Annotated in this window: 19 protein-coding genes; 16 read left to right on the forward strand and 3 right to left on the reverse strand. The window is 50.4% G+C overall.

The features are described from left to right. Positions 1 to 233: 233 nt before the first annotated feature. The 5 genes from EKM73_RS11645 (at position 234) to EKM73_RS11665 (ending at position 3961) form a co-directional block, all read left to right on the forward strand. The gene (locus EKM73_RS11645; protein ID WP_125702028.1) at positions 234 to 1376 is read left to right on the forward strand and encodes a baeRF6 domain-containing protein; all 1143 of its coding nucleotides are present in this window, start codon (positions 234 to 236) and stop codon (positions 1374 to 1376) included. A 346-nt stretch (positions 1377 to 1722) separates the two neighbouring features. Further along, positions 1723 to 2085: a holo-ACP synthase gene (gene acpS, locus EKM73_RS11650; protein WP_125702029.1), complete on the forward strand. Its 363-nt coding sequence runs from the start codon at positions 1723 to 1725 to the stop codon at positions 2083 to 2085. Next, positions 2085 to 3212, forward strand: a complete 1128-nt coding sequence (alr, locus tag EKM73_RS11655) for an alanine racemase (RefSeq protein WP_125702030.1) — start codon at positions 2085 to 2087, stop codon at positions 3210 to 3212. The genes acpS and alr overlap by 1 nt, the downstream gene beginning before the upstream one ends. A gap of 84 nt (positions 3213 to 3296) precedes the next feature. After that, positions 3297 to 3524: a hypothetical protein gene (locus tag EKM73_RS11660; protein ID WP_125702031.1), complete on the forward strand. Its 228-nt coding sequence runs from the start codon at positions 3297 to 3299 to the stop codon at positions 3522 to 3524. A gap of 38 nt (positions 3525 to 3562) precedes the next feature. Then, a complete protein-coding gene (locus EKM73_RS11665) occupies positions 3563 to 3961 on the forward strand; it encodes a type II toxin-antitoxin system PemK/MazF family toxin (protein WP_020090454.1) in 399 nt (132 codons plus the stop codon). Positions 3962 to 4655: 694 nt separating this feature from the next. Here the strand turns inward: EKM73_RS11665 and cbpA are convergent. From cbpA to EKM73_RS11680, 3 genes are all read right to left on the reverse strand, one after another. Continuing rightward, entirely contained in the window at positions 4656 to 5297 is a 642-nt protein-coding gene (gene cbpA, locus EKM73_RS11670; protein WP_057732787.1) for a cyclic di-AMP binding protein CbpA, read from the reverse strand. 197 nt (positions 5298 to 5494) lie between these two features. Next, positions 5495 to 6883 (reverse strand): L,D-transpeptidase family protein, encoded by a 1389-nt coding sequence (locus EKM73_RS11675; protein WP_125702032.1) that lies wholly within the window; start codon positions 6881 to 6883, stop codon positions 5495 to 5497. 538 nt (positions 6884 to 7421) lie between these two features. Beyond that, positions 7422 to 8381: an L-lactate dehydrogenase gene (locus tag EKM73_RS11680; RefSeq protein WP_125702033.1), complete on the reverse strand. Its 960-nt coding sequence runs from the start codon at positions 8379 to 8381 to the stop codon at positions 7422 to 7424. A gap of 574 nt (positions 8382 to 8955) precedes the next feature. Here EKM73_RS11680 and pth point away from each other — a divergent pair. The 11 genes from pth to dusB all read left to right on the forward strand — a co-directional run bounded on the left by pth (position 8956) and on the right by dusB (position 23289). Then, positions 8956 to 9513, forward strand: a complete 558-nt coding sequence (gene pth, locus EKM73_RS11685; protein WP_125702034.1) for an aminoacyl-tRNA hydrolase — start codon at positions 8956 to 8958, stop codon at positions 9511 to 9513. A 17-nt stretch (positions 9514 to 9530) separates the two neighbouring features. Next, on the forward strand, positions 9531 to 13064 hold the full coding sequence (gene mfd, locus EKM73_RS11690; protein ID WP_125702035.1) for a transcription-repair coupling factor: 3534 nt from the start codon (positions 9531 to 9533) through the stop codon (positions 13062 to 13064). A gap of 464 nt (positions 13065 to 13528) precedes the next feature. Further along, positions 13529 to 15109: a polysaccharide biosynthesis protein gene (locus tag EKM73_RS11695; RefSeq protein ID WP_125702036.1), complete on the forward strand. Its 1581-nt coding sequence runs from the start codon at positions 13529 to 13531 to the stop codon at positions 15107 to 15109. Position 15110: 1 nt separating this feature from the next. Continuing rightward, the gene (locus tag EKM73_RS11700; protein ID WP_020090279.1) at positions 15111 to 15386 is read left to right on the forward strand and encodes an RNA-binding S4 domain-containing protein; all 276 of its coding nucleotides are present in this window, start codon (positions 15111 to 15113) and stop codon (positions 15384 to 15386) included. Positions 15387 to 15495: 109 nt separating this feature from the next. Next, positions 15496 to 15906, forward strand: coding sequence for an FtsB family cell division protein (locus EKM73_RS11705; RefSeq protein ID WP_020090278.1), 411 nt, complete (start codon positions 15496 to 15498; stop codon positions 15904 to 15906). A gap of 473 nt (positions 15907 to 16379) precedes the next feature. After that, positions 16380 to 16928 carry a S1 domain-containing RNA-binding protein gene (locus tag EKM73_RS11710; RefSeq protein ID WP_125702037.1) on the forward strand — a complete coding sequence of 183 codons (549 nt, stop codon included), beginning with the start codon at positions 16380 to 16382 and terminating at the stop codon, positions 16926 to 16928. Positions 16929 to 17010: 82 nt separating this feature from the next. Then, positions 17011 to 18378 (forward strand): tRNA lysidine(34) synthetase TilS, encoded by a 1368-nt coding sequence (tilS, locus tag EKM73_RS11715; protein ID WP_125702038.1) that lies wholly within the window; start codon positions 17011 to 17013, stop codon positions 18376 to 18378. Positions 18379 to 18394: 16 nt separating this feature from the next. Then, positions 18395 to 18937: a hypoxanthine phosphoribosyltransferase gene (hpt, locus tag EKM73_RS11720; RefSeq protein ID WP_125702039.1), complete on the forward strand. Its 543-nt coding sequence runs from the start codon at positions 18395 to 18397 to the stop codon at positions 18935 to 18937. Between the two features lie 110 nt (positions 18938 to 19047). Continuing rightward, a complete protein-coding gene (ftsH, locus tag EKM73_RS11725; RefSeq protein ID WP_125702040.1) occupies positions 19048 to 21165 on the forward strand; it encodes an ATP-dependent zinc metalloprotease FtsH in 2118 nt (705 codons plus the stop codon). 210 nt (positions 21166 to 21375) lie between these two features. Continuing rightward, positions 21376 to 22263 carry an Hsp33 family molecular chaperone HslO gene (gene hslO / locus EKM73_RS11730; RefSeq protein ID WP_125702041.1) on the forward strand — a complete coding sequence of 296 codons (888 nt, stop codon included), beginning with the start codon at positions 21376 to 21378 and terminating at the stop codon, positions 22261 to 22263. A gap of 9 nt (positions 22264 to 22272) precedes the next feature. Continuing rightward, on the forward strand, positions 22273 to 23289 hold the full coding sequence (gene dusB / locus EKM73_RS11735; RefSeq protein ID WP_125702042.1) for a tRNA dihydrouridine synthase DusB: 1017 nt from the start codon (positions 22273 to 22275) through the stop codon (positions 23287 to 23289). Positions 23290 to 23818: the final 529 nt, after the last annotated feature.

Genomic DNA, 23818 nt, shown 5'->3' on the forward strand with positions numbered 1-23818 from the left:
CATTCTTTGATTATACAAAAACATCCGTTGCCAGTAATCAAATTCGTTTGATTACCAACAACAGATATTTTAGAACCATATTGTGAAACAGCTTACCCCACAAATCAATTTGTGAGAGGATATTTGCTATTGCGTTCTATTCGGCTGCATGGTATTATTCTCTTATCGAAACGATATGAGAAATCTTATCCAAGACGCTGATCCTAGACAAACACCCACGGAGGTTACCATTTATGGCCAATCATTTTGACTTACACGCTGCGACTGCTCTTGCCACTAAGCCAGGACCATTCATGACCATGATCTTACCCGTAACTGGCGTGCCGGCGACTGACCGGACGCAATTCAATAGCTTACTCAAAGAAGGGAAGCGGCAACTTGAAAAAGTTGCGCCTAACCGCGCCTGGTCTGCGTATGAAGAATCCTTTGCGCCATATGAACATGGCCCACTGACTAATGGGAGTGCTCGGGGCCTGTTGATCATGGCGGGGGCCACGGAGAGTTATCACTACTGGTTGCACACCGCGGTTGCATCGACTGTGACCGTGACCTACCAGCCCAATGTCCTGCCAATCTTACAGTCGCGAGACCTGACGAGTGACTACGATCTACTATTACTGGATAGTCAAGGTTTTGAACTGGCGCAAGTTCGTAGCGGTCGGCCTGAATTGGTTAACTTACCGGTGGAGGCCCCAACGACCTTAGAAAAAGCGTTGGGTAGTGAGCTCCGTGACCGGGGACGTTGGCAACGGTCTGCTGGAGACAGTACCCACTACAGCGGGACTGGAACGCTGGATGCCAGCAAGGCTGCCGATCAACGTAACTACTTCATGGCAGTCGATGCTTATGTGAGCCAGCATTTCTCAAACGTCGACCAGGTGCCACTGATTCTCGTCGCGGCGGCTAACAACCAGGGGAACTTCCGCAAACTTTCGCAGAATGCTTATCTGGACGCTAATGTTCGGGTCGTGCAGAATCCGAATTTGGCGGCGGCTAACCAGACCTTGGCGGCGTTAACGGTCGGCGTGAACGACCAACGCCACGTCCAGGCCACACAGATTCGCCAGGATGCTTATGACAAGGTTCGGCAACAGAATCAAGTCGTGCAGGACCTGGGGGCCTTGGCAACTGCTGCGGTGCAGGGGCAGATCGCCAAGCTGTGGATTCAAGACGACGCCAGCCATCCCGGTCACTTAACAGAGAGTGGTGACGTGATGACGGCGACGGCTCTGAGTCGGCAGAATAACTTGTACAACGACCTCGCGTTGCTGGTCTCGCAACGCGGTGGGCAGGTCGAAGTACTGCCGGTAGATGCCATGCCGACGCGTAGTCCCATTGCCGCACAGCTGCGGATCAGAGAGTCCGTTCAGCTGTAGGGTTGCTTTGGAGGAAAAGGTGAATTGTGAAAGTGTCGGTGGATTCCCCAGTCGTGGTGGTCTACCGGCACTTTTGCCATCTAAGGTGACTAGTCGTTGCTAAGGTTCCGACAGAACCTGTGAAAGGGGGTGGTTCCAATGGTTTAAAATGGTTTCATCCACGAAAGGTTTGCTATCTCTGCGAGTTATCGATCTGAACACTATTGCTTTAGGGTGGCTTAAATTAGAGTCCATTCGCCAACACCTTTAGATTAGTTTATGTTTTCGCTCAACCAGTTAAGTTGTGGGGGTCAATTCGGCACGGCTGTGCTAGAATATAACCTAGACATTATGGAGAGGTGACATCATGATCTACGGGACTGGTATCGATATTACTGATTTGGCACGGGTCAAGGACGTTGTGGCTAAGCAACCACAGTTTTTACAACGGGTCTTGACGCCTGACGAGTTGGGCGACTATCAGGAGTTGAGCGGGCAACGGGCAGTGGAATTTATCGCTGGCCGTTGGTCCGCCAAGGAATCCTACAGCAAGGCCATGGGAACTGGTATTGGCCGGGAAGTTGGGTTCCAAGACATTGAGATTCGCGATAACGATGCTGGTCAGCCCATTGTGTTGCGGCAACCCTTTACCGGGCGTGCCCACGTTTCAATCTCACATACGGCGACCGTGGTCATGACTCAGGTCATTTTAGAAAGAGGGCAAGCGTAATGGTAGTTGGGGTACACCGCCCAACGCAATTGGTCATTGACCGGGCTGCGTTACGGCACAACATTCACGCGGAGGTTGAGCGGTTAGATGAGGGCTGTGAACTGTTTATGGTCGTTAAGGCCAACGGTTACGGTCATGGGGCAATCCAGGTTGCTCAAGCGGCTAAGGACGCTGGGGCGACTGGATTCTGTGTGGCAATTTTGGATGAAGCCTTGGAATTGCGGGCAGCCGGCTTTAATGAACCTATTCTGGTTTTAGGGGTGACCTCACCAGCCGATGCACCGTTAATGGCAGCTGAGAGAATCTCTACGACGGTTGCGGCAACGGACTGGTTGTCTGATGCTCAGGCCTACTTGGCTCTCGCAGAGCCGACGGCAGAACCCCTACACGTTCACTTAGGCTTAGATACCGGGATGGGACGGATTGGTTTTCGGACGGTCGACGAATTGGCCACGGCCATTGACTTTTTAGGGCAACACAAGTCAACTCTAGACTTCGAAGGCATCTTCACCCATTTCTCCACGGCGGACAGCCCAGATGACCACTACTTCAAGCAGCAGGTGGCTAAATGGCATACGCTCACGGATAATCTACCGCATCGGCCCCGTTACGTTCACGTCTCCAACTCGGCAACGAGCCTGTGGCACGCGGCATGTAACGACAACATGGTCCGATTCGGGGTGTCCGGTTACGGTTTGAATCCTTCCGGGACGGCCATCGAAGTGCCATATGCGTTACAGCCAGCCTTGAGCTTGACTAGTGAATTGGTCTTCACGAAGAAGATTGCGGCTGGCGATTCCGTGGGTTACGGCGCCACCTATACCGCTGATCAAGCCGAATGGGTCGGCACCGTGCCAATTGGTTATGCTGATGGTTACGAACGCCGGTTGCAAGGCTTCCACGTGTTGGTCGATGGCCAAGCTTGTGAAATCATTGGTCGCGTCTGCATGGACCAATTGATGGTTCGCTTACCCCATGATTATTCGCGGGGCACAACGGTTACCCTAGTGGGTCAAGATCATGGTGCTGAGATTACGTTGCAAGACGTTGCCGATTACTGTGGGACCATCCATTACGAGATTGCTTGTGGCTTTACCGGGCGGTTGCCTCGGCGGTATCTGAATTAATTTAGACGGGTTATAGTGTCCAGGTTAGGTGATTCGTGGTAAACTATATGAGTCGAGATGTATTCACAACCTAGGAGGAAAATCATGATCCGTTCTCAGCAATTAGACAGACCAACTTTACGGTTACACATTTCCAAGAGGGTCCAGCGTCAAGCGTTGGTACCGTTGCGGTCAGCTGCAGCTGATAAACTTTCGTTAATTGCAGGGTATCAAGCGATGGCCCTCATCAATCAGGATATTGCTCGAATCTTTACGCCGTGCGAAGAAGAAGCCGAACGGCGCTTAACCAAGTTTCGTCGCACACAACATTAAAAAATAGAACAGAATAAGTAGATAGGGGATGGCGGCCCATGGCCCGTGTTGAAGTTAAACGCGGTGATGTGTTCTTCGCCGACCTATCACCAGTCGTTGGTTCGGAGCAGGGCGGTATGCGTCCCGTCCTGATCGTCCAAAACAACGTGGGGAACCACTACAGTCCAACCGTAATTGTGGCGGCAATCACCGCCCGGATTGAGAAACCGAAAATGCCGACACACGTCGGCATTTCGGCGGATCGAACCGGTATTGAGCGGGATTCCGTCATTTTGCTTGAGCAAATTCGAACGATCGATAAGCAACGGTTAAAGGACCAGGTGACCCATTTGGATGTCAAGACCATGGCAGCGGTCGATGCTGCTTTGGCAACTAGCGTGGGCTTGGTGGATAAGTCGAAGAAGAAGCGGAAACGAAGCAACACCCGCACTACATAGCAATTTTAGTGACAGTTAAGTTCAGGACTTTTTGTTCTGGACTTTTTTGTTGCCAATTTTCGGGTTAGCTATCAATTTCGCCTGCGGCTGCCAGGGCTCCGCTTGCTGTGGGGAACGGTCAAAGCCTGAGGGGCGGTCTTTGACCTCGCCTGCAAGCCCCGAAAGATCCGGGTCTCACAGGTCGTCCCGCGCTGTAGGCTGGCGAAAGACACCAGCCAACACCGCCGTCACAGCACGCTCCGCCCTGGCATCCTCTGGCTTCAGTTGGCAGCTAACCCGATATTGGCGTTGTTTGGAATGAGGGGTATCACTGAATTGTTTGAGGCTGCCTAAGCTAGCCGCGAAAGATATGCAGTGACAGTTTACGTTGGTCAATACTACTGCGCGGTTGCTATTTCTAATGAATATTAGTTGAGAACGCCAACGTATAGCCGGAGGCAGACAGGGTGGAGCCGGCCGTGACGGTGGTGTTGGGCCGGGCGGTCGATTCTTCCCGGCCTTACAGCACGGGACATCTTGGAGACACATGGTCTTCGTGGCTTCAAGGTGAGCTGGAAGCCAGCTCTTTGGCTGGAGGCGGCCCCACAGCAGGTGGAACCCTGTCTGACGCAGGCGAGCGGTCATTCACAAAAGATACCAGTGTACAAAAAGATCGCCCCGCCAGTAGTGGTGGGGCGATTCAATAGCGTTTGTTTTAGCTTTCGTGGCGTAAGTCTTCGATTTCAGGAACATGGAATTCCTTACGTTCGAGGGCCTTCACAATGCGGTCCAGCTTTTCTTCGTCAACTTCGGCGGGAAGGGTGAACATGGTCCGGTGAACCAATTCACCTTCCTGAGCATCCAGACTGATAACGCTGGCAATCGATGTGTACTTCGTGATGATTTTAGCCATACCAGCCAAGTCACCGCGTTCACCAGCTGAAACGACGGTGATCACGTAACTTCCGATGTTCACGTTCCAGGATTGAGATAACATGTCCATCAGACGGGTATGGGTCAAGATACCGTAGAAGGCATTCTTGTCATCTAACACGGCGATGTAAGGTAAATCCTTAATGGAGAAGAAGACGTTAAAGAAGGCAGCGTTGACTGAAATGAATTTCGTAGCGTTCTTCAGTAATGACGTCACCGGGAGCTGCATGTCGCCGCCCCGAGACTTATGGCGATAGATGTGCATCTTATAGATATTTCCCCGGAAGATCTGTCCGGTTTCATCCAGGATCGGCACACACCGATAGCCCGAGTCTTCCAAGACTTTCAGGGCTTGTTCCAGGGTGACGTCCTCGCGAACCGTAACTAACCGTTCTTTCGGTTTCACTAGGGATTTTAGCAGCATAGCAGTGACCTCCTAAAATTAGAAACTTCTAATAATCTCCTTTAATAATACCATAGTTCCCCCCGTAAATGGTAGCTCTTTTTCGTGAAAGACGAGGAAAGTTTTCCTAAAGAAGGGACGGCCTGCAAGGGTTATGAAAAAAATTATAAAAAGTCGCCACCCGTATGAAATCGAGTGGCGACTTTTTTAGAAATTCATTAGAAGATAACGACGGGTGTTCCGACGCTAACGTTTTTATAAACGTCGCCGACCTTGGAAGGTGGCGTGTTGACACAGCCATGTGACCCGTGACTCTTATACCAAGTGCCCCCGTATTGCGGTTGCCAAGGCGAATCATGAATTCCAACACCGGTGTCATCGACAGGCATCCAGTACTTAACCTTAGAGGCGTAGTTGGACCCGTTGTCGTTCTTACCACGTAACGTGGTGTTGCGTTGCTTACTCCAGATTACCCAGACACCACTTGGAGTGTGGTGAGCGGTCGTTGGCAGACCGGTAACAACTGCCGTGGAGACCACGAGCTTACCGTTCTTGTAGACCCACATGTGCTGGTTGACCTTGTCGACTTCCACATAGGAATTACCGATATCGGTACCATTGTTGTGGTAACCACTCCCTTGAATAGCAGGTGTCCGTGACATGCCTTTGCCATCTAAGACCAGTTTGCTCAGGGTTGGTGTTTCGGACTTAACCTTGATGCTCCAGCCGTAAAGGCCAGCCTTGACCTTGACCGTCCCACGCTTGGTGGACTTGAAAGTCCGGGTCTTGTTGATGGTACCATACTTGCTGCTGAGCTTGGTCAGGTAGCTTTTAATGGCGGCAGTGTTGGTTGCCAATTTGCCATCCTTGAGCGTTAACCAACTGGCTAACGTTTCAGCAGGAATGGTGATCTTGTGGCCACTTAACTTGTAGACGTAACTTTCCTTCGTAATGGCAACGGCCTTTTCCTTAGCCGTCTTGAAACTAGTACTCTTAGTCGTTACCGCTGGCTTGAGATAATCTTTGGAAACGTTGACCGTGGTTTTGCCCTCTTCAATGGCGTCTGTGATAGATGTCGCGAGCTTAGCCGAATCCAACTGGTTCCCGTTTTGTTCCTTGGTGACCTCGTATTGCCCATCTTTATAGGTAAACGAAGCATCCTTGGCAGCTGTCCGGGTCGCATTTGCTTTGGTAGCAATAGTGTCGGCTAACGTCTTGACACTTTCCTGATTGGCGCTGCTGGCGTTCAGCTTGATGCTGTCAGCCGTGGCGGTCGTGACGTGAACCGGCCAAGACCAGACGTTTTGCTTAGCAATTAACTGCCGTAAAGCCGTCTTGGACGTGACCTTCAAATCAACCTTTTGGGTTTTGAAAGTCGTAACGGTCTTACTGCCGTCCTTTAACGTTAATTCTTGATCCTTGAGCGCGGACTTGAGTTTCGTTGCCGCTTGATCGGCGGTACTGCCGCCGACGTTGACCCCAGCAATCTCGGTATCCTTGAAGAACACCTTGGCTGAGGAATAATGATAAGCTTGGCCTACGTAAATCGCACCGACCGCGACAATTGCGGTCACGATGCCGATTATGAAGCCGGTTTTCTTTTTCATTGGTAGTGACCTCCTAAAATAAGCCAGTGGAAGGAAAGTCGTCGTCCTTAACGATCACGTACTAGCATAAACCTAGCTTACTTCAAACTACCTTAAATAACAATCTTACTGCCCAGTTGTTAGCGCTTTCGTAAACAATTAATTTTCTAATGTTAATATTTAAGGTTATTGGTGTCGACGGTTACGGCGGTGAAAGGATTTACCTTTTGGTTGTAAACTTGTGCGCAAGTCGTGTATGGTCTGAACAGCGATAGCTTAGGAACTAGTCCGGAATTTGTGAATAAAGAGTCGGTAATAATTACGGTGGTATTTTTAGAGTACCAGTCATTTAATAACGAACAAATGGGGACCCGAGGTGCAACAGGGGAGGCGATATGGTAAAAGTCAAAAAAATTCTAAATTTCTTCGGATTCTGACTGAGACTGTCGATTGTGATGGTACTTGCCGGGTGCAGCGGGTATGCTGTGGAAATGGTAAACCAGAAGCGACAAAAAATCGTCGCTCCCGCAGGAACGACGATTTCAAAGTAAGAGTTGAATTACTTGAGGGCAGCTAAACCGTCCTTAGTAACTTGCTTCAAAGTAGCAGCTGACTTAGCCATTAAGTCCTTTTCCTTATCGGATAATGGAACTTCGATGACGCTAGCTAAACCACTACCATTGATAACGGCAGGCGTACCGATGAAGATGTCATCTAAGCCATATTCGCCGTTCAAAGCAGCACCGATAGGTAATACGGCGTTTTCGTCACGCAAGATAGCCTTGGTAATCCGCATCAAGCAGGTTGCAACACCGTAGAAAGTGGCACCCTTCTTGTTGATGATTTCGTAAGCCTTGTTCCGCGTGTCGTCTTCGATCTTAGCTAAGTCGTCATCAGTCACGCCTTGTTCCTTGGCAATGGCCATCAATGGCTTGGAGCCGATCGTAGCTTCGTCGTATGCAGCGAATTCGGAGTCACCGTGTTCACCCATGATGTAGGCGTCCACGTTCCGTGGGTCAACGTTGAATTTCTTAGCCAAAGCAACGCGTAAACGTGCCGTGTCCAAAGAAGTCCCTGAACCGATAACCTTTTCCTTTGGGAAGCCTGAGAACTTCCAAGTAGCGTAAGTTAAGATGTCAACTGGGTTAGCAGCAACCACGAAGATACCATCGAAACCGGAATCAACAACGGGCTTAACGATTGAAGACAAGATCTTTAAGTTCTTGTTAACCAAGTCCAAACGCGTCTCGCCTGGCTTTTGTGGGGCACCAGCAGTGATTACGACGATGTCAGCATCGGCGCAGTCAGAGTAGTCACCGGAGTAGACTTTCTTAGGGGCAGTGAAGACTTGAGCATCTTCAAGGTCTAAGGCGTCTCCTTCAGTTCTATCTTTAATAACATCCACAATCACGAATTCTTCAGCTAAACCTTGGTTCATCATTGAGTAAGCGTATGAAGAGCCAACGGCCCCGTCACCAACGAGAACTACTTTTTGATGGTTTTTAGTAGTCAAATCCATTCATCTCCTAATAAATTTTTGACATCAAGGTACGCAAAAATACCCACTTGTAAGTATAACATGTAAACCAGAGGCCGACCACGGCCGGGCTTGAAAATTTGTGAAGACAGCGTTTTCTTTTAGTGAAACGGTTCACCATGGGCAGAATCGGTGCAGTGGCGGGGCGACTATGCTATACTCAGGGGTGTTAATTTGGTATCGTCAGAATAATTTGCGCCAGCTGAACGGGGAGAAACGCGACCGTCCAGCTCTTTTGTTTCTCGCATACCTTGTGGCCCACAATTATCGGTGGTCTTAACCGTCCGATAGGGTGTGGGTCGGGGTTCCTGTGGACAGAATTGGCTAAGATTAATTATTTCATATATTAAGCAACGAAGTCTTGTGTGCCTTGCTCGCTTGCCAGTATGATGGAAGCTAGTGATGAGTCTGCCACCGGCTTGGGACGCAGATAACCAGATTAGATACGGATGCAAGTGTCATCGTGGGCGGACAGCTGTATTAGATGCTGTCAGGCTTCGGTTACCCCACGCTAAATAAATAGAACTATTGTGATAAGAGGGAGAAATTAGTAAGCATGAAAATGATCGTTGGTTTAGGAAACATTGGTCCTCAATATAACGGAACGCGCCACAACACTGGTTTTATGGTTGTCGATGAATTTGCCAAGCAACACGGGATCGAATTGACCACCCGCAAGCTGGACGCCCGTTACGGGACCGGTATTGTGAATGGTGAAAAGGTACTGGTTGTGAAGCCCACGACGTTTATGAACGAATCCGGACGCGCGGTCCATCCTCTGATGGATTACTTCAAGATCGACCTGGATGACATCTTTATCGTCCACGATGACATGGACTTGCCCGTGGGCCACATCCGCCTGCGCGATCACGGTTCAGCCGGGGGCCACAACGGAATCAAGAGTATTATTGCCCACGTCTCCAGCAAGGATTTCAAACGCCTGCGTGTGGGTACCGGCCATCCCGAGAAGATGTCCGTCGTCGACTACGTGTTGACCAAGTTCACCACGGAACAACAGCCACTCTTCAACCAGTCTGCGGACAAAGCCGTAGCAGCGCTGGATGATTGGCTGAGTGGGACGGAATTCACTCAGTTAATGAATAAGTACAACTAAGAAGAGGAAGTTATCTCGTGAATTTAGAAGCATTTATGACGCAGACGCCGGCATACGCGACGATCCGCCAAACCTTAGGGGCCGGGCAACGCCAATTGGTGACCGGACTCAACGGTTCCGCGGAGACGTTGTTCATTGCCAGTCTGCTCCACGACCAGCAACGGTCGATCGTTTACGTGACGGATACCCTGTATCACGCGGGGCAACTTGTCGACGACCTGGCCAACCTATTAGATGAAAATGAACTCTTCGAATTCCCCGTTGAAGAACTGCTAGCGGCCGAAGTTGCCACGAGTTCACCGGAATACCGGTCTTCACGAATCGATGCCTTGCGGGCATTGCAGAGCGAGCGACCGGTCGTTATCGTGACGGCGTTATCCGGACTACGGCGGTTCTTACCGGCACCCGAGAACTTTGCGGCGGCTCGTTTTACCGTTAAAGCGGGTGACGACTTTGACCTCGAGAACTTGCAACAACGGCTCTTTGGGATGGGCTACACCCATCAGAAGCTGGTGGCGGGTCCCGGCGACTTCGCCGTGCGGGGATCAATCATTGATATTTATCCGTTGGCAGCAGACTATCCGGTTCGGCTGGACTTCTTCGATACCGAAGTGGATTCCCTCCGGTACTTCGATCCCGCCACGCAGCGGAGTATTGAAAATGTCGATGAGGTGGAAATTCTGCCAGCCACCGACTTTATTTTAACGGCCGACGAACGGGCCGCCGGGGCGGATGCTCTGATGGCTGAACTGACGCAACAGGTCGCCAAGTTGGATGAGGATGCCACGACCACGCTGACTAACCAGGTGAAGCCCCTGGTCGATGGTTTGCGGAAGGGGTCCGTTGATCCCCAACTCATGGAGTTCGCCGACTATTTGTTCCCGGAACATCACCAACTGCTGGACTACTTACCGGCTAATGGATTGGCGCTGTTTGGGGACTATTCGCGTCTACAGGATGCCGAACGGCAGTTACTGGAAGACGAAGCCAACTGGGCCACGGATAAGTTGACCCATCACCAGATCTTTGCGCAACAAACGTTTGGTGGTGAATTACGGCCAATCATCAAGGATGATCCGCACGCGCAGGTCATGCTGGCGCTGTTCCAGAAGGGGATGGGTAACCTCCGCTTCCAGGCGGTCACCAACGTTGTGACGCGAGCCATGCAGCAGTTCTTCGGCCAACTCCCTGTGATGAAGACTGAGATTGACCGCTGGCGCAAGCAGAAGGAAACGGTGGTCTTACTGGTCCAAGACGAGGAGCGCCTCGCTAAGATCGAAGAGACGCTGGACGATTTTGAAATTCAAGCCGTCTTAACGAAGGAAGAAAATTTACAGAATAATTTGACCCAGCTTGTGCCCGAACGGTTACGAACCGGGTTCGAACTGCCAGAAGCCAATCTGGTCGTTATCACCGAAGCTGAAATGTTCCAGAAGGTCACGAAGAAGCGTGCGCGGCGGCAGACGATGGCCAATGCCGAACGGCTGAAGAGTTATACCGACCTAAAGCCCGGAGACTACGTGGTTCACGTGAACCATGGGATTGGGAAATTCATCGGCATGCAGACGTTGACGGTGGATGGCGTGCACCAAGACTACATGACCATCGACTACCAGGACAACGCGCAACTCTTTATCCCGGTAACCCAGTTGAATCTGATTCAGAAGTATGTGTCCTCCGAGGACAAGAAGCCCCGGATCAACAAGCTGGGTGGTTCCGAGTGGGCCAAGACCAAGAGTAAGGTTGCCGCCAAGATTGAGGACATCGCCGATGAATTGGTCGACCTCTATGCCAAGCGGGCAGCCGAAAAGGGTTTCGCCTTTCCCAAGGACGACAGCTTACAGACGGACTTTGAAAATGACTTCCCTTACGCCGAGACGCCCGATCAACTGCGGACTGTCGACGAAGTGAAGCACGATATGGAAAAAGCCCGGCCAATGGATCGTCTATTGGTCGGGGATGTGGGTTACGGGAAGACCGAAGTAGCACTGCGGGCAGCCTTTAAGGCGGTCGAAGCAGGCAAACAGGTGGCCTTCCTGGTGCCAACGACCATTCTGGCCCAGCAACACTATGACACCATGATCAACCGGTTTGAAGGATATCCGATCAACGTTGAAATGTTTTCACGGTTCCGTACGACTAAGCAGATTCACCAGTCGATCAAGGATTTGGAGAGCGGCCAATTGGATATCGTGGTCGGGACCCACCGCTTGCTGTCTCAAGACGTGAAGTTCAAGAACCTCGGCCTCGTTTTGGTCGATGAGGAGCAGCGATTTGGGGTCAAGCATAAGGAACGATTGAAGCAGCTGAAAGCCAATGTCGATGTGCTGACGCTGACGGCGACGCCAATTCCACGGACGCTTCACATGTCCATGTTGGGTGTGCGAGACCTCTCTGTGATCGAAACGCCACCGGCTAACCGATTCCCTATTCAAACCTACGTCATGGAACAGAACGCTGGGGCCATCCAGGATGGCATCCGGCGCGAAATGCAACGGGGCGGTCAGGTCTTCTACCTGCACAATCGGGTGGATGACATTGAAAAAACCGTCAGCCAGATTCAAGCACTGGTGCCAGAGGCGCGGGTTGGCTACATTCACGGGAAGATGACCGAAGCTCAGCTGGAAGGGGTTCTCTTTGACTTCTTGCGGGGCGATTACGATGTGCTGGTCACCACGACCATCATCGAAACCGGGATTGATATTCCCAATGCCAACACGCTGTTCGTTGAGAATGCCGACCGGATGGGCCTCTCACAGTTGTATCAATTGCGGGGTCGTATCGGGCGGAGCAACCGGGTGGCTTACGCCTACTTCACGTACAAGCCAAACAAGGTCTTGACGGAAGTCAGCGAGAAGCGGCTCGAAGCCATCAAGGACTTCACCGAACTGGGGTCCGGCTTCAAGATTGCTATGCGAGACCTGTCTATTCGGGGTGCTGGTAACCTGTTGGGTAAACAACAACATGGATTCATCAACTCCGTGGGGTATGACTTGTATACGCAAATGTTAAGTGATGCGGTTGCTAAGAAGCGGGGAAAGAAGACGCAGCCGAAGACCGATACCACGGTTGAACTGGGTGTCGAAGCTTACCTGCCGAGCGATTACATTGAAGATGAACAACAGAAGATTGAAATGTACAAACGGATTCGCCAGCTGGAGAGTGACGATGAGGTCAGTGAAATTCAGGCTGACTTGATCGACCGCTTCGGTGACTATCCGGAGAGTGTCGCGCAACTCCTGACAATCGGTCAATTGAAGTTGGCGGCCGATCTCGCGTTGGTCGACAAGATTCGTCGAGTCAACGGGGATGTCTTTGTGACGATCTCCAAACAAGGCACTAACATCTTAGGTGGCGAGGACGTCTTCAAGGCGTTAGCCGCCACGCAGCTGAAGGCGACGGTCGCAGTCGATAACGATCGTCTGCACGTCAAGCTGGTCTTGCAACCTAACATGACGGTTAAGGACTGGTTACCACAGGTCCAACTGTTCATGGGCGCCCTTCGCGACATCGTGGTGCTGATGACGAAGCCTAAGGCGGATGAGAAGTAGTTAGCTTGTTTCGACGAGTTATGTGGCGTGATGTCACTGGTCTCAACTGAAAGTAGAGACTGGGCAGTAAGTAGTAAGTTGATGCGGTCTTAGTTGGCGACTATGTCGTAGAGTCAAGACTGCATCAACACTCAAATTTTAGCTATAAATAAGAACGAGAGTATCATGCGCTAAAACTGTGTCAACCGCAGGGATGGTGAGTACAGGACTACCTGGTGATTTGGCTAAAACAGTATGAGCCGTGAGAGTGGTGTAAATAGGTTCAGCCGTGGGAATTTTCTTAGCGGCCGACTCTGCCGCTTAGAAAATTGGTGACTTTGAAACTCGGTTCTCAGAGGTTCAAAGCAAGCCTAGAGACCGTTCTATGGCTCTAGGCGTCCGCCCACCGCGTCCCGGCCTATTTACACCACCCGGTAAGGCGCGGTAATCCGCAATTTAGTGTGAAACCATAAGGAGGAGAATCGATGGGCAACCGCAACGTGAATACGACCTTGCAAGGCGCCCTGATTCTTTCCATCGCGGCGTTCATTGCCAAACTACTGAGCGCCGTGTACCGCGTGCCGTTTCAGAACATGGTCGGCAACACCGGGTTCTACGTGTATCAGCAGGTTTATCCGCTCTACGGCATTGGCATGACCTTTGCGTTGAGCGGCTTGCCGGTATTTATCTCCAAATTAGTCGCGGAAGCACCGGACTTGCCCAGCCAACAACAAGTGGCCCGGCAGGTCTATCGATGGCTCTGGGGACTGGCGTTAGTCATCTTCGGTGGCTTGATGGTGGGTGCACCCGGCATCGCTCGGGGGATGGGAGACAGTCACCTCGCACCGCTGATACAGATGGTTGCCTGGATGTTCCTGTTCATGCCGGCGCTGTCGGTGGGCCGGGGCTATCACCAAGGCCGCTTTCAAATGTTACCCACGGCGCGCTCACAAGTTGTCGAGCAGTTAGTCAGGGTCGTCGTGATTCTGGTGGCTGCTGCTTGGGCGACCAGCCACGATTGGTCCGTCTATACGATGGGCACCTGGGCGCTGAGCGGGGGCACAATTGCTGCAGTGGCGGCTTTATTGGTGCTGCCTCGCTGGCGACGGCGTGATGTTGCCTCAGTGGCGAGACTGCCGCACGTCGGTCGGCGTCTGTTGATTGAGGGGGGAACCCTGTGTCTCCTGACGGCGATGTTGGTCCTCCTCCAGTTAGTGGATTCATTTACGGTTAAAAATGGTCTGGTCGCCGGGGGTATGGGTGATCTGGCAGCCAAGAGTCTCAAGGGGGTCTATGACCGCGCCCAGCCGCTGGTCCAATTAGGATTGGTGGTGGCGGTGGCCTTTGCGACCTCACTGCTGCCAGCCCTGACAGCGGCGCAACAGGAGCGTCGACCCGCAGCTTTTAAGCGGTTGACCACGACCATGATGCGGATTGCCTTGATGGTCGCTGTGGCAGCTACGGCCGGACTGATCAGTCTGATGCCGTGGATCAACCGACTGTTGTTTGGGGATACCCAAGGCTCAGGCATGCTGGCAGTCTACATGCTCAGCATCATTTTGGCAACGTTGATTCAGACCTATAACAGTGTGTTGCAGAGCCAAGACCAGTACCGTTTGACCGTGGTAGCCTTAGCGACTGGTTTAGCAGTGAAAATTATCGTCAATCACTGGGCCGTTCGCAACTTTGGGGCGACCGGCGCTAGCTGGCTGACAGTGATTAGCTTGGGAGCTATATTAGTCGTGATCTGGTACGGGTCTGCGGTGACCTTGCGCTCGGGCATTTGGACCAAGCCGTACATTCGAATTTTATTGGCTTGTACCATCCTGATGGTCTTCGGCGTTCGGCTCACCGTAGCCGTTTTGGAACACTGGTGGCCAGCCCTGATGACCAGTCGTTTGGCCATCGGTGGCGGCTTGCTCGTCACGATTCCTGTGGGGGGACTGCTCTTTATCGGTTTAGCGCTCAAGTGGCATTTATTATCGGTCCGGGAGTGGTTAGCGATTCCCCACGGCGAGAGTGTGTTAAGATTATGGCAACAACTTAGTCAACACGGAGGAAAATAATATGCGATTAGATAAATATTTGAAAGTTTCACGGATCATCAAGCGGCGGTCAGTCGCTAAGGAAATTGCCGACAAGGGTCGGATCATGATCAACGGCAAGGTGGCCAAGTCTTCAAGTGATGTGGCGACAAATGATGAGTTGGTTATTAAGTTCGGTAACAAAACATTAACGGTCAAAGTTAATGAATTGCTGGAAACCACGAAGAAGGATGACGCCGAACGGATGTACACCATCGTCAAGGAAGACTACGCTCAAGATTTTCGACAAGAAAATTAGGTTAAATATGACGAATGTTTTACATTATGCTAAACGTGGTAGACGCGTAAATTGAAACTTGCTATACTCAAGTTAAACTATCTGGTGAAAACTGAGGAGTGAGTGGAAAATGGCTGACGTAAAACCGAAACCGGCGAAGATCGAACGTTTAGAAAATGACTATACCCGGCGACTGGACCGCCAACAGGCAACGGTTCACCATCATCAATGGCTCGGCAAACGTCGGATGCGGCGGGCAACGCGCATCCTTGCCATCTTTGCTGTGTTTGCAGTCGTCCTAGGCATTCAACTCGTTCGGACTAATGCCAGCCTGCATCACGTGCGGCAAGAAGTGACCACCAGCAAACAAAAGCTGGCGGCCACGAAGGCCACAGATCACAAGCTTCAATTACAAATCAAACAATTAAACAACAAAGACTATTTGGGCCGGCTCGTTCGCTCGAAGTACTATTATTCGAAGTCCGGGGAGACTATCTACAGCTTACCCGGTGACCATGCGAGTGATGTGACCGTTAAATAGTTCAGTTAAAGATCCACTAGTTCGTCTTGAACTGGCGGATCTTTTTTAATTCATGAGCGTTTGCTGAGAGTTTGTTGTGACTTTTTTGGTGAATGGGGGTAGCATGAAGGTATTCACAAAAGAATATTGCTGTCATTATTCGAGGCATTGCCATCGGTTTTTGCAAAGAGGGAAGCGAACATTCAAACCAACGAAAAATGACTGCCACCGGGAATTGCGTGATCGTGGATTGACCAGAAAAAAAGCCAACAAAAATGAAGCGGTCATTTCCCGGTTTAACGGGCAAACGGATTGGCTACCAGGTGACATAAGTGAACCCGGAAACTAATAAGTGGTGCGAAAGTTAATTTAACGGGCTTTCCGGCGGGTCAGAAAAATCGGTTAACGGACTTTCTTTTTAGCTTTTCTCGTGTGGAAATGTGGTAAATTGTGTTATACTGAAAGCACTTATTTTAAGGAGGAACTTCTTTTTTATGGCAATCGAGGTTGGAGCTAAAGTTTCCGGAAAGGTCTCCGGAATTACGAACTTTGGTGCATTTGTTGATTTAGGCGACCACAAGACCGGACTAGTGCACATTAGTGAGATTTCTGACGGTTACGTCAAGGATATCCATGACGTTTTGTCCGTCGGTGACGAAGTAACGGTCAAGGTGTTGACTGTTGGTAACGATGGGAAGATTGGTTTGTCGATTCGCAAAGCGACGGATCATCCGGCTGGTGATCGGCCACATCATAGTAGTCACAATGAACACCGGGATCATGAACAACATCGTGGTAGTGGCAATAGTGCTGCTAATCACGGTGGCGAAAGTCATGGGCACGGTCGGCGGTTTGAAAATAACGGTCCCCGGCCTCACCATAGCTCAGCTAATGGCCGATTCTCGGGCCATCAAGCGGCTCCCCATAAAGAAAATTTTGACGACATGATGTCAGGGTTCTTGAAGTCGAGTGAGGACCGTCTGGCAACGATTAAACGAAACACTGAAGGCAAACGTGGCGGCCGTGGTGGCCGGCGGAGTTAGTCAGCAGACTAACGTGCCATCAAGATGAAGAGGACCGCACTTGTGCGGCCCTTTTTCATAACCAGAAAGAGGGGAAGCGCCCGTGTCACTGGAAACGGACTTTCAACGCAATTGCCAGTTGCATGGCTGGAATGATCCGCAGCAACACGGTTTAATTGCGGTGTCGACCGGGGTCGACTCAATGGTGTTGCTGATGTTATTTGCCCAGCTACCGGTCGACCAGCGCCCCCAGTTAACGGTGGTTCACGTGAATCATCAGTTACGTGAGCAGAGTCGAACGGAGGCGGCATTTCTCAAGGAATGGTGTGCACAACACCAGATCCCGTTGGTCGTGACCGTTTGGCCCAAAGATCAACAACCCACTCATGGAATTGAGGATGCTGCGCGACAGTTTCGTTATCAATTCTTTGCCAAACAGTTGGTGGCGCAAGATGCTGACTGGTTGGCGACCGCTCATCAGGCCGATGAGCAGGCGGAAACGATTCTGTTTAAATTGATGCGGGGTGGTCAACTTGAACAGCTGACGGGAATGGCGGCCAGTCGACCGTTTCACAACGGGCAACTGATCCGGCCACTCCTGCCCTTTACCAAGTCCATGTTGCGGGCGTATGCCGAGCAACAGCAGATTCCTTGGTATGAGGATGCCACGAACCGTGAGCTGACGGCTAGCCGTAACCGAGTGCGTTTACAGCTCTTACCGGCCATGCGGCAAGAAAATCCGCAGGTTGAGCGGCACTTATTGGACTATGCGGACCAGCTGCAAGATGTTCTTCAAGTGGCAGATCAGGCCGTGACCGACAGCTTGGCACAGATTGTGCGTCAACAAGATCCAGTCGTCGTTGACACACAGGATTTTCTCAAGCAACCAACTGCTCAGCGTCAGCTAATTTTGAGCCGACTAATCAAGCAGTGCCAGCCGACTTTAAGCACGGAACCTGGTGTGCGCCAGGCGTGTGAGCAGTTGTTGGCGAATGGGCAACACCCAACCGGGACAGTTGATTTGGGAGCCGGCTGGTCACTGGTTAAAAAGTATGGAACGTTTACATTCAATCAATTCGAAAATTTCCGGCAAAAATCCAAGGAAGTTTTTAGTTTTATGGTAGTATTAAACCAATGGCGAGCGTTGGGGAATGGCTGGCAACTTGGCTGTTTCACGACGGACAGCCGTGATCACTTATCATCAAGCGAGGTCGTCGCTCTGACAGCGGATCAATTCCCATTGTGGGTACGGTCGTGGCAGGCAACGGATCGGTTGCGATTAAGTAGTGGACATCACCAGACGGTGCGGCGGGCATTGATCAATGCCAAGGTTCCCCGCGAAGAACGGGCGGCCGTGCCAGTCCTCGTGACGGCGCAAGACGAAGTGATTGCGGCGCTGGGTGTGAAATGGGCGGTCCAGCCGCAACGCGCGCACACAAGAAACTATCACATCAAATTAGAGCATGAATAGGCGAAAGGGGAACAGCATGAATAACGATATTTTAAAGGTCCTTTATAGTGAGGAAGACATTGCCGCGGCTTGTAAACGGTTAGGTACGCAACTTTCAGAAGACTACCGGGATAAGACACCATTAATCATTTGTGTCTTGAAGGGTGCTATTCTATTTATGACAGATGTTATTCGCGATATGGATATCTATGCAACAATCGACTTCATCGATGTCTCTAGCTATAACGGTGGTACGGCGTCATCCGGGACGATTCGATTATTGAAGGACTTGGATACCGATGTTGCTGGGCGCGACGTCCTCTTAGTAGAAGACATTATCGATACTGGTCGGACATTGAAGTACCTGGAAGACTTGTTGAAAGACCGGAAAGCGAACTCCATTCGGGTCTGCACGTTAATGGACAAACCAAGTGGTCGTGTGGTTGAAGCTAAGGCGGATTACGTTGGGTTTAATGTTCCAAGTGAATTCGTGGTTGGCTATGGGTTGGACTACGAAGAAAAATATCGGAATCTCCCGTACGTTGGTGTTTTGAAGCCATCCGTTTATTCAGATAAATAATTAGTCAATGATAGTCAATTGTGATAACATCTTATTTAGTCAAAGGGGCATATGCTCTAAAAATTCGTTCCTACAGTAGATGCTGGGAACTGTGAGTGAGGAGGCACGACATGAATAATCGACGAAATGGACTGTTCCGTAATAGTCTGTTTTACATTGTGATTTTCTTGTTGGTCATTGGTGTAGTTTACCTGTTCAACGGTAACGGCAACAGTTCTCAAACTCAAGAGATCCAATCGAGTCAATTTGTTAAAGATCTGAATGCAAACAAGATCAAGAAATTCTCCATTCAACCATCTGGGGGAGTTTACAAGATTACCGGGGAATATCGGAACGCGCAAAAGCGCACTACCAACACCGGATTTAGTCTCGGCGGCTCACAGAGCACAGCAGTGACTAGCTTTAGCACACAAGTCTTAACCAATAACTCAACGGTTTCTGAGATTGATAAGGTTGCTAAGAACCACAATGTTAAGATGAACACCAAAGCGGAAGAGTCGAGTGGCTTCTGGATTAACTTGTTAGTCTATGTTGCGCCACTAGTTATTTTCTTCTTCTTCTTCTACATGATGATGGGTCAAGCCGGCCAAGGCGGCGGCAATGGCAAGGTCATGAGCTTTGGGAAGAGTAAGGCCAAACCAGCCGATAGCAAGGAGAACAAGGTTCGCTTTGCCGACGTTGCTGGTGAGGAAGAGGAAAAGCAAGAACTTGTTGAAGTTGTTGAGTTCTTGAAGAATCCACGTAAGTTTGTGGCGTTAGGTGCCCGGATACCATCTGGTGTCTTGCTGGAGGGTCCTCCTGGTACTGGTAAAACGTTACTGGCGAAGGCCGTTGCTGGTGAAGCTGCGGTACCATTCTTCTCGATTTCTGGTTCAGATTTCGTGGAAATGTTCGTCGGTGTCGGGGCTAGTCGTGTCCGGGATCTGTTTGAACAGGCCAAGAAGGCTGCACCTTCGATCATCTTTATTGATGAAATCGATGCAGTTGGTCGTCAACGGGGTGCCGGCATGGGCGGTGGCCACGATGAACGTGAACAAACGTTGAACCAATTACTGGTTGAAATGGACGGGTTTACGGGGAGTGAAGGGGTCATTGTCATGGCCGCTACGAACCGTTCCGATGTGTTGGATCCCGCCTTACTACGTCCAGGTCGGTTTGACCGGAAGATTCTCGTTGGTCGGCCAGATGTTAAGGGGCGTGAAGCCATCTTGAAGGTTCACGCCAAGAACAAGCCATTAGCCAATGATGTTGATTTGAAGGAAATTTCTAAGCAAACGCCTGGGTTCGTGGGTGCTGACTTGGAAAACCTGCTGAACGAAGCGGCCTTATTAGCTGCACGACGGAATAAGACACAGATCGATGCTTCTGACTTGGATGAAGCCGAAGACCGTGTTATCGCCGGGCCTGCTAAGAAGGATCGGGTCATCAGTCCTGATGAACGTAAGACGGTTGCTTACCATGAAGCTGGGCATACTATCGTTGGGTTAGTCTTAAACGACGCCCGCGTGGTCCACAAGGTAACCATCGTCCCTCGTGGGCGTGCTGGCGGATACGCTATCATGTTGCCACGTGAAGACCAGATGCTGATGTCCAAGAAGGATGCCATGGAACAGATTGCCGGGTTAATGGGTGGTCGGACGGCTGAAGAGTTAATCTTCCACTCCGAATCATCTGGCGCCTCCAATGACTTTGAACAGGCAACGCAAATTGCCCGTTCCATGGTTACCCAATATGGGATGAGTGATGCACTGGGGACTGTCGCACTGGAAAGTGCTGGCGGACAACCATTTGCAGGGGCTGGCTATACCGGTCAACCAACTTACTCGGAACATACCGCTAACTTAATTGATAGTGAAGTTCGCCGGATCATCGGGGAAGCGCACGATACTGCCCGTCAGATTCTGGAAGAACACAAAGCAGAACACAAGATTATTGCGGATGCCTTGCTGAAATACGAGACGTTGGACGAAAAGCAAATTCTCAGCTTGTTTAACACCGGGAAGATGCCTGAAACGGACAACGGGAACGAATTCCCTAGCGAAAAGGCGGCAACTTTCGAAGAGTCTAAGCGTGAACTTGAACGCCGTGAAGCAGAACGTCAAGCTTCTACTGAAGCTAAGTTAGCTTCTAGCGCCTCAAGTGATACTGAATCTGCAGCAGAGCCAGCTAGCTCAGCCGCAAGTTCGGCAGCGCCAGACGATCACGATGAGTCCGACCATTCCGAATAATTGCAACGAACTAAGGTCCGGGACGGCTGTCTCGGACCTTTTCGTGACTCATGGAGCACATAATCTCTGTTGGCGAGTAAGCCAATGTGCGCAATGGGTGGAAAATTCATTCAGAAAATTCAAGTCAGAGGTTAGCTATATCTTTGCAAATCCCGAACTTTCTGGTAATGTAGGGCATGACAAAGTGCAATGAAAGGACGTTTATATTTAATGGCAGATTATTTAGTAAAAAGTTTGATTGATAATGGGATGTTCCGAGCTTACGTGGTAGACGCTACGGAAACAGTCGCTGAGGCACAGCAACGCCATGATACCTGGAGCTCAGCTACGGCTGCTTTGGGACGGACCCTGATTGGGACAATGCTGTTGTCGACCTCGTTACTGAAGGGGAAAGAAACACTGACAGTCAAGGTTAATGGTCACGGACCTGTTGGGGCTATTGTGGCCGACGGGAATGCTGACGGGACAGTTAAGGGTTACCTGCAGTATCCCCACATTAGCTTACCATTGAACGAGAAGCACAAGATTGACGTGAAGAAGGCCGTGGGTGTCCAGGGGATGATGACGGTCACCAAGGACCAAGGCCTGGGTCAACCTTACACGGGTCAAGTGCCTTTGATTTCTGGTGAATTGGGTGAAGACTTTACCTACTACTTAGCAAAGTCCGAACAGATTCCTAGTGCGGTTGGCGTTTCCGTCTTTGTGCAACCGAACAACACGGTCAAGGTTGCTGGGGGGTTCATGATTCAAGTCATGCCCGGTGCCTCTGACGAAGCCATTTCACGTCTAGAGAATCGGATCAAGGAAATGCCAATGGTCTCTGAGCTGTTACTGGATGGCCAGAAGCCAGAAGATATTCTGAAGCTCCTGTTCCCAGACGAACAGATCAAGATCTTACAGAAGATGCCCGTTGGCTTTAAGTGTGACTGTTCCAAGGACCGTTTTGCCAAGTCCTTGGCTGCGATTCAACCAGCAGCTATTAAAGAGATGATTGATCAAGACCACGGTGCCGAAGCCGTTTGTCATTTCTGTGGAACGAAGTATCAATTCTCCGAAGATGATTTACGGCAGATCCTGGCCGAAGCTCAAACAAAGTAGGCGTTCATGATGACTTGGAAGATCGGTGATGTTGAAATTCCTAATCGCGTGGTCGTTGCGCCTATGGCGGGTGTGACTAACGTCGCCTTCAGACGGATCTGCAAGGACTTTGGTGCCGGACTCGTCGAGTGTGAGATGATCTCTGGTCAGGGAATTCACTATCAGAATCAGCGGACACTCAACATGATGGCCGTTGATCCTAGCGAGCATCCCATGAGTATTCAGATCTTTGGCGGAACGCAGGAGACTTTAGTCCAGGCTGCACAGTACGTGGACCAACAGACATCCGCGGATATTATCGACATTAACATGGGATGTCCGGTGAATAAGGTTGTGAATACCGAGGCGGGTGCCAAATGGTTGCTGGACCCTAATAAGGTTCACGACATGGTTGCCGCGGTTGTGGCCGCAGTCGATAAGCCGGTGACGGTCAAAATGCGCACGGGCTGGGATAGCTATCACGTTTATGCGGTAGAGAATGCTTTGGCCGCTGAAAGTGCGGGGGCCGCAGCAGTGGCTATGCACGGACGGACCCGCAAGCAGATGTATCAAGGCCATGCGGACTGGGATATTTTGGCCCAGGTTGCGCAGCATTTAACCGTTCCTTTTATGGGAAACGGGGATGTGCGCACGCCAGAGGATGCTAAGCGCATGCTGGATGAGGTCGGTGCTGATGCCGTGATGATTGGTCGAGCTGTAATGGGTAATCCATGGCTGTTGCGACGGGTCAATCGATATCTGGAGACGGGAGAACTTTTACCGGAGCCAACTGTGGCAGAGAAGGTGGCTCTGGCCAAGGAACATCTGCATCGGTTGTGCCTTGCCAGGGGACCTGAAGAAGGACCAATGGACTTTCGAACACAGGTTGCTTATTACCTTAAAGGAATTCCACACGCGGCTCGTACAAAGGTGGCATTAACTGATGCTACTGAGGAAAGTGTCATGGTTGAGATTCTGGATCAGTTCGTCGCTAAGATTACGGCGCGCGAACAGCGGATACCGGTTCAACGGTTTGCAGATAAATAGAATAATGTGCAAAAGCCCGCTAAAATAGGCTTTTACGATATCATTTGAGAATTCAGAGATTACTTCTGGATTCTTTTTTTAGTTTATTGTGTTTTTTCTCTTGACCTAGCTTGAGATGATTGATAAGATATTACCTGTTGCTGTTTGAGACGGCCAATGCATAAATAACAAATTACTGAATAGTCATACAAATTTGAAATTAATGCTTGACGAGTTAAACAGCAACTGATAGAATGATTTATGTTGTCAAGACGTGCTTCATCCGTCATTCATTACTTCTTGAATGTTGAATAAATATTCAAGAAGTTGAAAAAAGATGTTGACACGAAATTCACAACATGATATACTTTAAAAGTTGTCACGGAGCGATTGCTTCTCTGATAACTAAGTAGACCTTTGAAAACTGAACATTGTTTCGACAAACCAAATATGTGTAGGGCGGTTTGATACTAGGTATCAAACCCAAACAATATTTGCGAAGTCAATTCGCTTTTATGAAAATAAAGTAACAACAATCGATGAGCTATTC

The sequence above is a fragment of the Levilactobacillus fuyuanensis genome (genome assembly GCF_003946395.1).
Lineage (GTDB): Bacteria > Bacillota > Bacilli > Lactobacillales > Lactobacillaceae > Levilactobacillus > Levilactobacillus fuyuanensis.